At 48.2% G+C, this 12,574-nt stretch carries 8 protein-coding genes and 1 pseudogene; 1 reads left to right on the top strand and 8 read right to left on the bottom strand.

The window, feature by feature from the left end; all coding sequences use genetic code 11:
• Positions 1-2 precede the first annotated feature (2 nt).
• The 3 genes from ACBP55_RS17005 to ACBP55_RS16995 all read right to left on the bottom strand — a co-directional run bounded on the left by ACBP55_RS17005 (position 3) and on the right by ACBP55_RS16995 (position 5,824).
• The gene (locus ACBP55_RS17005) at positions 3-1,877 is read right to left on the bottom strand and encodes a bifunctional homocysteine S-methyltransferase/methylenetetrahydrofolate reductase (RefSeq protein WP_464652892.1); all 1,875 of its coding nucleotides are present in this window, start codon (positions 1,875-1,877) and stop codon (positions 3-5) included.
• A gap of 35 nt (positions 1,878-1,912) precedes the next feature.
• Entirely contained in the window at positions 1,913-2,743 is an 831-nt protein-coding gene (dapF, locus tag ACBP55_RS17000) for a diaminopimelate epimerase (RefSeq protein WP_464652891.1), read from the bottom strand.
• Between the two features lie 285 nt (positions 2,744-3,028).
• On the bottom strand, positions 3,029-5,824 hold the full coding sequence (locus ACBP55_RS16995; protein ID WP_464652890.1) for a calcium-translocating P-type ATPase, SERCA-type: 2,796 nt from the start codon (positions 5,822-5,824) through the stop codon (positions 3,029-3,031).
• 225 nt (positions 5,825-6,049) lie between these two features.
• Here ACBP55_RS16995 and ACBP55_RS16990 point away from each other — a divergent pair, with 225 nt between their 5' ends.
• Positions 6,050-7,810, top strand: coding sequence for an Rqc2 family fibronectin-binding protein (locus ACBP55_RS16990; protein WP_464652889.1), 1,761 nt, complete (start codon positions 6,050-6,052; stop codon positions 7,808-7,810).
• A gap of 68 nt (positions 7,811-7,878) precedes the next feature.
• Here the strand turns inward: ACBP55_RS16990 and ACBP55_RS16985 are convergent, their stop codons facing one another.
• The 5 genes and pseudogenes from ACBP55_RS16985 to ACBP55_RS16965 form a co-directional block, all read right to left on the bottom strand.
• Positions 7,879-9,201 (bottom strand): UDP-glucose dehydrogenase family protein, encoded by a 1,323-nt coding sequence (locus tag ACBP55_RS16985; protein ID WP_464653332.1) that lies wholly within the window; start codon positions 9,199-9,201, stop codon positions 7,879-7,881.
• A gap of 42 nt (positions 9,202-9,243) precedes the next feature.
• Positions 9,244-10,124, bottom strand: a pseudogene (gene galU, locus ACBP55_RS16980) (UTP--glucose-1-phosphate uridylyltransferase GalU).
• Positions 10,121-10,978 carry a PHP domain-containing protein gene (locus ACBP55_RS16975; RefSeq protein ID WP_464652888.1) on the bottom strand — a complete coding sequence of 286 codons (858 nt, stop codon included), beginning with the start codon at positions 10,976-10,978 and terminating at the stop codon, positions 10,121-10,123. Before ACBP55_RS16975 ends, galU begins: the two are co-directional and overlap by 4 nt.
• A gap of 75 nt (positions 10,979-11,053) precedes the next feature.
• Positions 11,054-11,965, bottom strand: coding sequence for a selenium metabolism-associated LysR family transcriptional regulator (locus ACBP55_RS16970; protein WP_464652887.1), 912 nt, complete (start codon positions 11,963-11,965; stop codon positions 11,054-11,056).
• Between the two features lie 112 nt (positions 11,966-12,077).
• Positions 12,078-12,515 (bottom strand): hypothetical protein, encoded by a 438-nt coding sequence (locus ACBP55_RS16965; protein WP_029195611.1) that lies wholly within the window; start codon positions 12,513-12,515, stop codon positions 12,078-12,080.
• Between the last annotated feature and the right edge of the window lie 59 nt (positions 12,516-12,574).

The raw sequence follows: 12,574 nt of genomic DNA, 5'->3' as shown, positions 1-12,574 counted from the left end.
ATTCATTTTGAAAGTGGGTACAAGTGGAAATCATGCCGATTCGACTTTTCCCATACATATTTCGTCAGGTCCACGCACATCTCATAGGCCAGAAAAGGGGTCATCAGATAGATGCCATTAAAGAAAGGCATTGCTGCATCCAGAAGCTCTTTGGCAATCTCAACGCCCATTGCCCGCCCTGCTTCGCCCTTGAGTCCATTCATGCGTTCCCTCACTTCATCTGACAACCGAATCCCAGGAACTTCATTGTGCAGATATTCTGCGTTCCCTCCGCTAGCCAGCGGAGCAATACCGATGAAAATCGGGATATTTAAATGTTTTGTCGCTTCATAAATTTGTTCAATCAGCTTGGCATCGTAGACGGGCTGCGTCATGATGTAATCGGCGCCTGCCTCAATTTTGCGTTCCAAGCGCTGAACCGCTTTGTCCAGATGCTTCACATTCGGGTTAAAAGCAGCGCCTACAACGAAGTTGGCCTTCTGCTTCAGCGGTTTACCTGAGAAGGCAATACCTTCGTTCAGCTGCTTAATCATCCGAATAATCTCGAAAGAGGTCAGATCGTAAACGGAGCTGGACCCGGGGAGATCGCCGAATTTGGCGGGATCGCCGGTCACGGCCAGCACGTGGTCGATGCCCAGCGCGTGAAGACCCATCAGATGGGACTGCGTCCCAATCATGTTGCGGTCGCGGCACGCGATATGGATCAGAGGACGTGCGCTTAAGCGTTCCTGCACGAGGTAGCCGAGGGCCAGGTTGCTCATGCGCGTCACGGCCAGTGAATTGTCGGCCATCGTAATGGCGTCGACGTGCGCATCCTGCAGGGCCTTCGACCCCTGCATAAATTTCTCAATGTCGAGATCCCGAGGGGGATCCAGCTCGACAATGACGGTTTTGCGCTGCTTCACGATTTCGAGCAGCGAAGGTTTGCCTGCCGGCGGCGCAGGCTTCGCCGGAGCGGGCTCGCTCACGCGCACAGCTTGCGCGGAGGCCATCGTTCCAGGCGCTGCCGGGACGTAGCCTTGCAGCGCCTTGGCGACGGCGGCGATATGCTCCGGCGTGGTGCCGCAGCAGCCGCCGATGATGCGCGCGCCGAGGTCGGCGAAGCGCAGCGCGCAATCGGCGAAGTACTGAGGCGTCGCCGCATAGGTGTAGTGCCCGTCGACGTAGTCGGGCAGCCCCGCGTTCGGGAACGCGGAAAACGGGATGCCGGCGATCGGAGTTAGCTTCTCCATCGATCGGAGAATCCCATTCGGGCCGACGCGGCAGTTGAAGCCGATGACGTCAGCCCCGTCGTCGCGCAACCGTTGGAACGCTTCTTGCAGCGGAACGCCGTCCTGGGTGCTGCCGGTGCCTTCGTTAGCGAACTGACAAATGACAGGCAGCTGACTCATGCTGCGAATGATACGCAGCGCGAGCTGCAGCTCTTCCAAATCATAGAAGGTCTCCAGTAATAGACCGTCCACAGGCGAATCCAGCAAGATGCCTATCTGCTCGCGCAATGATTCCTCGACATCACTCGTCCGAACGTTTTTGCGCTTCCCTGCACGAATAGATCCGATAGCCCCAACAACATAAGCTTCGTCACCGACCGCTTTTCTGGCTAGCTCAACACCAGCGCGGTTAATGGCTTCAACATCGCTTTCAAGTCCATACTTGGATAATTTTTCGCGATTAGCCGAGAATGTATTCGTTTCAATAAGACGCGCACCTGCCTCAAAATAACGGCGGTGCACGTCAGCAACCGTATCCGGTCTAAGCAAATTTAATTCTTCATAAGAAATGCCGACAGGAAATCCCATCTGATATAAATAAGTCCCCATAGCGCCGTCACCGATTATAATGTCTCGCTGCAGCGCCGTACGAAGGTCCAATTTCATGATAAATTCCCCACCTACTAAAAAATGTAATTAACTTAAACCGTGCCCGTAAACACTTCTTCCGCAGGTCCGGTCATATAAACATGGTTATCCGCTTCATTCCATTCGATAAACAAGTCTCCGCCTTTGAGTGAAACAGTCGCTTCACGGTCCGTTAAACCGTTTAACACGGAGGATACCAGCGTTGCACAAGCGCCAGTTCCGCAAGCAAGAGTAGGTCCTGCTCCTCGTTCCCAAACGCGCATATCCGTGTAAGTACGATTTTTCACAGTAACGAATTCGACATTGATTTTTCGCGGGAACATCGGATGCACTTCGAGCTTCGGCCCCCATGTGGCTAGATCGAAATTCACAGCATCCTCTACATAAATGACACAGTGCGGGTTCCCCATCGAAACAGCTGTAAAACGAAACTCTTTCCCGTCAACTTCAATCGGGTAATTGATAACTTTAGCTTCATCGACCGTAGTTGGGACTTGAAGGCCGCTCAGGATCGGTTGCCCCATATCTACGCGAACTGTCCGAACTTTGCCATCTTGTACGTTTAATTGCACCTTTTGGACGCCTGCGCCGAGTGTTTCAACGGTAATCTCCGTTTTATCAATTAGTTTATGATCGTATACATATTTAGAAACGCAGCGGATGGCATTGCCGCATTGCTCGGGCTCAGATCCGTCAGAGTTAATAATGCGCATTTTGAAATCAGCATGATTAGAAGGAAGAATATAGACCATGCCGTCGGCTCCAATACTAAAGAAACGATTGCACAGCTGGATCGCACGCTGATCTGCATCCGCAGGAAGCTCTTTCTCACCAGCTACTATGATAAAATCGTTGCCTAGACCATGCATTTTTGTGAAATTCATTGTATATAGCACTCCCAGTATGCGGTTTAGCCATTATCATAGCGTAAAAATGTCTAGATGCATAGTCTTTCCTTCCCTTTTCGACCGTTTATCTCTCTGAATCGCATGACATGAGCCAAAGGGATAGTGCTAATAGATACCGCCCAAAAAGCTATTCGATCTCCGACTGTTACATCCTGTCCCATGCGTAACAAGCCTCTAAGGTACGTTTCAAGAAAAAAAGCCGCCTCACGGCAGCTTTGTGCACCAATATCAACTCGAATTGAGATCGATTGCCTTCATTCTCTATCTGAAGCTCGGTTTGGAAGAATTATACGAAACAGCACGTGGTGTATTTTTGTTGCGTTTTGGCGACAGCACACTGCCCAGCCCCATTAAGAAGGTCGGAATACCAGCAGCGACCAGAACCAGAATCCAATCCATCCAACCAAGTGGAACGGTTTTGAAGATAGGTTGAAGTGCTTCCACATACATAACGGCCAGCATCAAGATGAGCGAGGAAAGAACAGCGAGAACAAGGTAACGATTTTGAAAAGGATTACGGTGGAAAATAGAGCGTGAGCTGCGGCAATCAAATACGTGAATGAGTTGCGCCATGACCAAAGTGGCAAATGCTACGCTTTGCGCTTTGAGTAAAGTATCGGCATCAGATGGGTTGACTCGCAATACGAGCCAGAAAGCACCCAAGGTGCACACGCCAATCAGAATACCTCTGGAAATAATTTTCCAACCCAACCGTCTTGCGAAAATATTTTCTTTGGACGAGCGGGGCTTGTGCTGCATCAAATCCTTCTCCGCTTGATCAACACCCAGCGCCATAGCAGGAAGACCGTCGGTGACCAGATTCACCCATAGAATTTGAATCGGTACAAGCGGCAAAGGCAGACCGGCCATCATCGCAATGAACATCGTCATAATTTCACCCACATTAGAGGCAAGTAGATAACGGATGAATTTGCGGATATTTTCATAAATACCGCGTCCTTCTTCAATCGCCGCAACGATTGTGGAGAAGTTATCATCACTGAGAATTAAAGAGGAAGCTTCCTTGGACACATCTGTCCCTGTAATCCCCATAGCGATACCAATATCCGCTGCTTTGATCGCCGGCGCATCGTTTACGCCATCCCCCGTCATCGCGACGACATGTCCTTTGCGCTGCAAAGCTTTGACAATACGCAGCTTATGCTCAGGGGATACCCTTGCATACACGTAGGTATCATTCACTTTAGCATCCAGTTCATCGTCCGAGAGACTCGCAATTTGCTGACCGCTCATACTGACGCCATTCGCAGGAATCATGCCAAGCTGCTTAGCAATCGCCTCAGCTGTTGTCTGATGGTCACCCGTAATCATGACCGTTTTGATGCCTGCTTTACGGCACTTCGAGATCGACTCACGCACTTCTTTACGCGGTGGATCAATCATGCCGGTTAATCCGACAAAGATTAGGCTGTTTTCCACATCCTCATAATCCTCGTAGCGGTCACTGCTCTTAAGTTCCTTGTAAGCAATCCCCAATACTCGAAGAGCGGATTTGGCCATCCCTTCATTGGCAGAAATCACTTTCTGTTTAAGCGTAGACGTGAACGGAATCACCTTTCCATCCCAAAGGATGTAGCTGCAGTGTTGAATTAGAACATCAGGAGCACCTTTCGTGCAAGCCATACGGCCATTCTCAGAAGTCACAAGGACAGACATCCGTTTACGCTCAGAGTCAAAAGGAAATTCCGCGATACGCTTATATTTCTCGCTTAGCGACTCCTGGGTAATGCCACTCTTCGCACTAAGGACAACTAATGCCCCTTCGGTTGGATCCCCTTTAATGTTCCAAACAGAGACGACGCCATCTTTGCCATCCTTGCCCTTCTTCCGTTTCAACTCCTGCTTTTCCTCATACAAAGTTGCATTATTACAAAGCACGGAAACATGAAGCAGCTTGCTGAGTGATGGGTTCCTAAGCGCATCGGTGTTTTGTCCACTTAATTGGATATCCCCAACCGGCGTATAACCGTCACCCGTCACTTCCAACACGTCTCCGCCCACCCATAAGTGGGTTACCGTCATTTTATTCTGAGTCAACGTGCCTGTTTTATCTGAACAGATGACCGAGGCACATCCTAACGTCTCTACGGAAGGCAATTTCCTGACAATGGCTTTACGCTTGATCATTCGCTGTACGCCGAGTGCAAGCGCAATGGTTACTATAGCAGGAAGCCCTTCAGGAATAGCGGCGACAGCCAAACTGACACCGGCAAGGAACATCGCATAAGGTGGTTGTCCATGCATAATGCCTGCGATAACTACGAGAACTGTCAATGCAATCGCGACAATGATCAGTATCTTCCCAAGCTGTTCCAAGCGATGCTGCAGAGGCGTCTCCATCGATTCTGTATTTTGAATCAGATCAGCGATTTTCCCCATCTCCGTGCTCATCCCGACACGAACTACAATGGCTTTTGCCGTTCCACGCGATACCATCGTACCCATGAAACCGAGATTGCGCTGATCACCAAGAGGTACTTCATCGTTTGATATAGGCGAGGTTATTTTGCTGACGGCTACCGACTCGCCTGTTAAGGCTGACTCCTCGATATATAAGCCATTCGTTTCCAGAAACCGCACATCTGCCGGTACGCGGTCGCCACTTTCGAGCAAAATAATATCGCCTGGGACCAAATCACGAGCTGGTATTTGATGAACTGCGCCTTCTCTCCAAACGTTAGCGTTAGGGGCTGACAGTTCTTTAAGTGCACGTAATGAACGTTCCGCCCGAAATTCCTGTGTAAAGCCAAGAATGCCATTCATCACAATGATAACGATAATGGTAATGGCATCTAAATATTCACCCAACAAGCCGGAAATCAAGGTCGCCCCTAATAAGACCAGCACCATGAAATCTTTGAATTGATTCAAAAGCAGTGTCATCGGAGAAACACGCTTCCCTTCGGAAAGCTCGTTTCGACCAACTTCCGCCTGTCGCTTCCAAGCTTCCTCCCAGGGCAATCCTTGCTGCATGTTCACCTGCTGTGACTGCAGGACTTCCTCTGACGTCAACTGGTACCACTTATTCTGACTCATCCGCCCTTCTCCCTCCCACTTCCACATGATCTCGCCATAAACTCATAAGTAAATGTATTCAGACAAGCAGGAAAATATCCCTGAAATCATCTTTATTGCCGACTAACGCTTAAGTTTTTGTGAAAAGTATGGCATCATAGAGGTTAGCAAAGTTTTTAACCGAGGAGCTAATTGCGATTTCAACACACATTGCAATTAGCTCCCTAGAATGGAGTTGTATGTATCATGGCTTTAGACGGACTAGTCCTTCATGCAATTGTTCACGAACTGCAAGCGTGTGTAGGAGGCCGAATCAATAAAATTCACCAGCCCACCGAAAATGACGTTATTATGCACATCCGAGCGCAAGGGCAAAATGTGAAACTTCTTCTTTCAGCAAATCCTACCTATCCGAGAGTTCAAATCACCGAGCAGTCCTCGTTAAATCCAATGGATGCTCCTATGTTCTGTATGCTGCTTCGCAAGCACTGTGAGAGTGGCGTTATTGAAGCCGTGGAACAAATAGGCATGGAGCGGGTCATCCGTATGCAAATTCGTCATCGCGATGAATTAGGAGATATGAGCACCAAACAGATTATTGTGGAAATCATGGGTCGACACAGCAATATTATTCTTCTGGACTCAGGGGCGGAAACGATTCTAGACGGCATCCATCACGTTACGCCTGCGATTAGCTCTTATCGGATTGTTATGCCGGGAAGCAAGTATGTTACGCCGCCTGAGCAGGATAAGCAAAATCCATTAGAGGCTAATGCCTCTTCGTTCCTGCAAGCTATTCAGCAAGATCCCGGTGAAGAAGAGTCCAAGGATAAACCAGAACAAAAACTAGTCACTGCATATAGTGGTCTAAGTCCTTTGATCGCCAAAGAAATCGTATTCCGCAGCCGTCAAGGCGGGAACAACGACCAAGAAATAGACCCAGCGGCCTTGTGGACAGCTTTCGATGATGTTATGTCAGCTGTACGTCAGCATCGTTACGAACCCGTCATTGTCGAGCAAGAAGGTACGGGTAAATTGTTCTTTGCTATGACACCTTTAACACACATTGCCGGTATTTCTACGACCTATGCGACACCGAGTGATTGTTTGGAGCACTTCTATGGCGACAAAGCGGAAAGAGATACGGTCAAACAACGTGTGGCCGATTTGCTCCGATTTTTGCATAATGAAGCGAATAAAAATGTTAAAAAGCTGGAAAAACTTCAAGAAACCGTTGACGACTCCAAAGATGCCGACAAATATCGGATTCTCGGCGAGCTGTTGACGGCCTCCCTTCACCTGATCAAAAGAGGGGATCGCGAGGTCGAGATCATCAATTACTATGATGAGGACCAGGCGTTGATAAAAATAAAACTGGATCCGCTATTGAACCCCTCTGAAAATGCTCAGCGGTATTTTAAAAAGTACACAAAAATGAAGAACAGCACGGCGATTGTTGAGGAACAAATTGCTCAAACCCACCAAGAGATTACGTACTTAAATTCCTTGCTGCAGCAGCTTAGTGTCGCTTCTTTAACCGATATCGAAGAGATCCGCGATGAGCTTATGGAGCAAGGTTATGTACGTGACCGCAACAAAAAACAGCGCAAAAAGAAGAAGAAAGATAAGCCGGCCTTGGCCTGCTATCTTTCCAGTGAAGGTGTCCCTATTTATGTTGGCAAAAATAATACGCAGAACGAATATTTAACGAATCGGCTTGCCTCTTCGATGGATACATGGCTGCATACGAAGGATATTCCCGGCTCGCATGTCGTGATTCGCAGCGATAGCTATTCCGAGACTACCCTGCTGGAGGCCGCTCAATTGGCCGCTTATTTCAGTCAAGCCAAACATTCCAGCCAAGTCCCTGTTGACTATACAGCCATTAAACATGTCCACAAGCCAAATGGGTCAAAGCCTGGATTTGTCATCTATGTGAATCAGAAGACGCTATTCGTGACGCCGGATGAGAACATGATTAAGCAGATGAACGTAACAATAAAATAAATTCATTGAGAGAAAAAAGAACCTGGCGAGTTCAAGTTAACCCGCTAGGTTCTTTTTGTGTCCTATTTTTAAGATGTAACCATATCATAAAGGGCTGTTTTTCTGCCCATTGACACATAGGTAAAGCCGAGTCTGCCCATCTCTTCCGGCTCAAACATATTCCGTCCATCCACGATGAGGGGTTCCTTCACAAGGCCTCTGACCAGACGCCAGTTCAAACGGCGAATATCTTCCCACTCCGTCGTGATCACCACGGCGTCAGCCTCATGTAGGGCAAGGTAAGGATCGGTGAGCAGGTTCACTTCCGGGAGGAGCCGAGCAGCATGCCCTGTAGATACAGGGTCATAGGCATTAACTATGGCGCCTCGGTCTTTAAGTGCGGCAATGATATCAAGCGCGGGAGCATCGCGCAAATCGTCTGTATTCGGCTTAAAAGCCAAGCCTAAGACAGCTATCTGCTTCCCGTTCAAATTGCCGACTGCCTGTTCAATTTTATGTACAAAACGTTCTCGCTGCAAGTGATTCACTTCAATTACGGAACGTAATATTTTGAAATCATAATCAACATTCTGAGCAAGCTTAAGCTGCGCTTTCGTATCTTTGGGGAAGCAGGAGCCTCCGTATCCAATGCCCGCGTTCAAAAAATGAGGACCAATGCGGCGATCCAGCCCCATGCCTTTGGCCACAAGGCCAACATTAGCACCCACCTTCTCACACACATGAGCCATTTCGTTAATGAATGAAATTTTGGCTGCCAGAAAGGCGTTGGAGGCGTATTTGATAAGTTCAGCGCTTTCGCGGTCTGTGAGAAGCAGTTCAGTTCGCAAAGGAGCGTGCAGGGCAGCAATTCGAGCCCCTGCTTCCGGGTGATCCGCACCAATGACGACACGATCCGGATGAAAGGTATCCTCTATCGCGGAGCCTTCTCTAAGAAACTCAGGGTTGGAAACGACGTGCATGTCTAAATGAGCAGCAGCTAACGACTTCAATCGTTCTTCTACCCAGCGACCGGTTCCTACCGGAACGGTACTTTTCATCACGATGATCTTGGAAGTGGTGGAATAGGCGGCAATACTTGCAATAACGCTGTTAACTTGGGTCATATCTACATCGCCATTGTCCTCTGTTGGTGTCCCAACAGCTATGAAGATGATATCGGATTCAGCAATGGCGTCACTGATTAGAGAAGTAAACAATAAGCGTTGGGCTAGCAGATTGGACGAAACTAACTCCTTCAGACCAGGTTCATAGATTGGCATATCCCCTTGCTGCAGGCGAGCTATTTTTCCTTCGTCACGATCAGCGCAAATCACTTGATGCCCCATCTCCGCGAAGCAGGTACCCGATACCAGTCCGACATATCCCGTTCCAATAACTGCAATTCGCTGCACCTGTACCATTCCATCCAACCTCCCAAGTTTCATCGCGATTCTCTATTTCAATTCCAACTGACGAATCAGAGATAATAGATAGGCTTTTACTTGGTCCTGTAAATCCGGACGCTGCAAGGCAAGCTCGATGGTCGCTTCAATGTATCCCATCTTATCGCCAACGTCGTAGCGCTTAGCTTGCATCAGATAGGCTGCCATTTGTTGCTGCCTGTTAAGTACGCGCAAAGCGTCGGTCAATTGAATTTCACCGCCGCGGCCAGGCTCTTGTCTCTCCAAGATGCCGAAAATTTCCGGCATGATGATATATCGCCCAATAACGGCTAAATTCGAAGGCGCCTGATCCCGGTCGGCTTCTCAACAAGATCTTCTATCAACTGGTACTTGTCCAGGCTGCTTGCGGGAGAGATGATTCCATACTTACTTACATCTTCCCATGGTACCTCTTGCACAGCTATGACCGACGTTTCAGATTGTTCATAAATGTCCATCATTTGCTTAAGTCCTGGCGGCGAGGATTGGAGAATATCGTCGCCAAGCAGCACCGCGAATGGCTCATCCCCAATAAATTTGCGCGCGCATAGAATCGCATGACCCAGTCCGAGAGGCTGCTTTTGCCGAATATAGTGAACATCAGCCAGATTCGAAACAGATTGCACGATTTCGAGAAGCCGCGTACTGCCTTTTTCCTCCAGCATCATCTCAAGTTCAACCGATTTGTCAAAATGATCTTCGATTGCGCGCTTATTGCGTCCAGTGACAATAATAATATCTTCAATGCCAGATTCAATTGCTTCTTCTACGATATATTGAATGGCAGGTTTATCGACAATTGGCAGCATCTCTTTGGGCTGCGCCTTTGTAGCTGGCAGGAAACGAGTTCCCAAGCCTGCTGCCGGGATAATAGCTTTGCGAATTTTCTTCATGTACGCTGCTCCTTCTCTGGTTTTAGGCGTTGTATAACATCGATTCCTATTCGCCTCGAACCGATAGGTGCGTGGAATACGACACCGCCTCGTTCACCATGGAAATCAGAACCAGCCGTTATGAGAAGTCCAGAGCGCTGTGCAAGGCTGAGATATTTCGCCTCATCTTCCGATGTATGATCGGAGTGATAAACTTCAATACCGTCCAAGCCTTGATGAACAATTGCCTCTACAAGGGCATCATCATGGTAAATACCCGGGTGTGCGAGGACGGCCTTTCCTCCCGCTTCTTGGATCCACCCAATCGCCGTAGCCGGTTCAATCCTTGGTGGATTGGCATAAGCGGCAGCACCCGTTCCTAAATACCGCTCAAATGCCTCGCTAATCGAGCTCACGTAGCCTTTATTCAGCAGTACCGCAGCGATGTGAGGCCTTCCAACTGTGTCGCCTTTAGTCTTTATATTTTCTACTTCCCGCAGCACTTCTGCCATGGTAATGTCTAGACCAAGCTCCTGTAGTCGCTCAATAATCATGTTATTGCGGGTATCTCTCGTTTCTCGCAAAGACGCCAGTCTTTGAAGAAATTGCTCATTATAAATGTCCATATAATAACCTAGCACGTGGATATCCTGACCATTAGCAACCGTGGAGATTTCTACGCCTGGCACGACCTCAATACCGAGCTCACGACCCGCTAAGAGCGCCTCTTCGACTCCTGAGACCGTATCGTGGTCAGTAATCGCAATAGCGCCTAGTCCGGCGTCGAACGCCATTTGAACGTTTGCCGCAGGGCGCTGGGTCCCATCTGAGGCTGTCGTATGTGTATGTAAATCCGCTTCGATTCTTGCAGACATTTTCTATTCCCTTCCTTCATCGTAAATGACAACTATGAACTCATCATTAAGCGAACTGTAGACTTATGTAAAATGTTAAAGGAAGCGGCTCAGATCCTCTTGCCGTAAAAAGGTCATGAAGCTTACAGCCGATATTGGCAGCAGCGTAGAATTCAAGTAAATGGCATAGAAGCTGCGTTCGAAGGCAATGTTCTCGATTTGCTTCACTTTAAAGAGGCCTAGCGTCACTTCATGCTTAACGGACGACTGAGAAAGAATGGATATACCCAAACCGGCTTCAACAGCAGATTTAATGGCACCTGTGCTGCCCAGCTCCATGATAATCTTCATGGAAGAGCAATCCATGTTGCAGCGCGCGAACTCCTCTTCCATCACTCTTCTCGTCCCGGAACCTTGCTCACGAAGAACGAACGGATATTTCAACACCTCTTCAAGAGTGACAACCTCCATATCGGCTAATGGATGATCTGCCGGCACAATGAGCTTAAGCTCATCGCTTAGAATCGCTTCCGTATGAACGTCCGGATGATGAATCGGCGCTTCGACAAGACCGAAATTGAGCTGATGACCAAGAACCTCATCGAGAATCTGCGTTGTATTCATTACCTTCATGGAAACCGAAATGTTCGGGTAGTCTTTGCTGAATGGGCCAAGAAGACGAGGCAAAATGTATTCCCCCATCGTCAAGCTGGCTCCCAACTGCAGCCGTCCTTCAATCATTTTAGTAAATCTGGACATAGCAACATCCGTCTCACGGATTAGTTCAATGCTGTTTTTAGCAAAAGGCAGCAGAGCTCGTCCTGCTTCAGACAACTCGATCTTTTTGGTGCTGCGGTGAAACAGCTTGACGCCGAAATAATCTTCCAGTGATTGTACCTGCATGGTCACCGCAGGCTGTGTCATATGTAGGGCTCCCGCCGCATGAGAGAAGCTGCCTTTCTCCGCCACGGTAAAGAAAATATGTAGTTGATGAAAATTAAGTGCCATGCAAACCCGCCTCTCTTTGTTTCCATTATATGAAATCGCAAGCATACAGTCCATTAAGACGCAAAAAAGAGCATGCCTTCATCGACACACTCCAGTTAAGCAACCTATTCGGTTATCGACGCTTGCGACTGTTCTTGATCAGTGTCATGCGACGCGAGTGTCTAAGCCAAGAATAGTAAGACTTCAAATCACGAAGCTCCATCGTTTCCGACATTTTCCCAAGGAAAGTAACAATAATCATTTTGTGAAGCGGATTGCCCACGAGATCGGTCTCATGTTCCAGATGGGAAAACTCAGCAACAACGACTAGGTCATCATCAATGAGATAAACGTCTTCTTCATTGCGATAATAAGGGACGATGCTATCATTTTTAAGCTTTTCCCACAGAAAAGCGCAAATTTCCTCGAGTGAATTGTTTTCGCTAGAAACACGATCACTCCATCTCAGCTTCGCATGATTCGTGATCACGACGTCCGCCACTTTCTTGTCACCCAGCTGTACGAAGAATGGTTCATAAGTACTCCATCTCCCCATCACCTTGTCTTTCATGATCACAACCCCTTTCCTACTAAAATGAGACCGTGTACCTATTCCCTATTTGCCTGTAA

Source organism: Paenibacillus sp. WG02, from assembly GCF_055396115.1.
Note: the sequence above shows the minus strand (reverse complement) of the source record. Positions and strands in the feature narration are given on the sequence as shown.